Raw genomic sequence first — 1,441 nt, 5'->3', positions numbered from 1 at the left:
TCGGCGCCCCCCCACCCCCCCCCCCCCGCGGCGGCCGGCGCCCCCCCCCCCCCCGGCCCCGCCCCCCCCCGCCCGCGCCCCCCCCGCCCCGTGGGCGGGACGGAGTGCCGGCGGGTGTCAGCCGCGCAGTGCCGTCATGCCGGCCGCGCTGATCCTGGAGAAGCGCAGGGACTGGCCCGGATCCGCGGTGCCGCCCGGGGCGTTGTCCTGCTCGTAGTTCGAGTTGTAGTGCCCCTTGGCGCCGACGCCCTGGTAGAAGCTGGTGTAGGCGATGTCGCTGCGGGGGTCCCCGAACGGGATGAAGTTGTAGCCGTTGCCGACGCCGGGCGCCTCGCCGGTGGCGTCGCCGTCCTTGGCGTGGAAGAGCTGGTAGCGCTGGGGCTGCTTGGCGACCTGGGCGGCCGGGTCGAAGATGTCCTCGACGCGGTTGCCCTCCCAGTCGTAGCGCCACCGCCACTGGTGCTGGGCGACGTGCGCCCAGTACACGTCCATCTCGATGACGCACAGGGCCGGGTCGGTGACGTCGAGATAGTGCTGCATGAGGCGCTTGCCCGACTCGCCTCGTACCTGCGTGGGCACGATCGGCTTGCCGGTCACACGGTCCTGGGTCACGGTGACCATCGGACCGTCCTGAAGGAAGTTGTACGCCGGTGAGTGGTTGTGGGTGTAGAGGCGGATCCCCCACTGCCGGCTGATCGTGTTCAGCGCTTCCCACTTCTCGCCGGCGACGGTCCACGGCTCGATGTTGCGGTTGCCCGAGTTCGTCGGGTCGTTGCCGGTACCCATGAACGGTGTGCCCAGGATCGCCGCGAACTCCAGCTCGGTCTGCAGCCGCTCGTAGTCCTGCGCGGCCATGGTGCCGCCGGCGCTGTTCGGGCCGTACCACGTGTTGGGGATGAACCCGTGGTTGCCGATCGCCTCCAGGCCGTAGGCGTCGAGGAAGCCGCGCAGGGTGCGCGCGTACGCCAGGTACGCGGCCCGCGACTGCGGTGTGGTGACGCCGCCGGGCGCCGGGTTGGGCACGTCTCCGCCGGGGTTCGCGGCGTTCTGGCCGTAGCCGGCGAACTCGATCTGCTTGAAGCCGCACTTCGCGAGGAACTCGAACAGCTCCGTCCAGCCGCCGGGCAGCGGCACCAGCGGGCCGAGGTCGGTGGGGTCCTTCGGGAAGTTCGGGCCGCCCAGGTAGCCCATGGTGGGGGCGACGCCGAGCGCTTTGCTCGCCGCGATGCCGACCCGGGTGGGTACGTCGCGCTGGCTGTAGGTGATCGTGCCCAGCTTGCCTGCGGGGATGAGCCGGCCGTTGGCCGCGCTCGCCGTGGCCGGTGTGAACACGGAGGCCGGGCCGATCGGGCTGAGCGCCGCGGCCACCGCCGCGCCCGTGCCGACCATGAAGCGGCGACGGCTGGGGTTGTTCTTGAAAGCCATGATGGTCTCTCTTTTC

At 71.5% G+C, this 1,441-nt stretch carries 1 protein-coding gene; it reads right to left on the bottom strand.

Features of this window, described 5'->3' with window-relative positions:
* Positions 1–117 precede the first annotated feature (117 nt).
* On the bottom strand, positions 118–1,441 hold a 1,324-nt coding region (locus tag ABT085_RS46345; protein ID WP_351623257.1), incomplete at its 5' end, for a sugar phosphate isomerase/epimerase family protein.

Source organism: Streptomyces sp. NPDC002265, from assembly GCF_040296125.1.
Lineage (GTDB): Bacteria > Actinomycetota > Actinomycetes > Streptomycetales > Streptomycetaceae > Streptomyces.
This window is presented reverse-complemented; position numbering and strand designations above follow the sequence as displayed.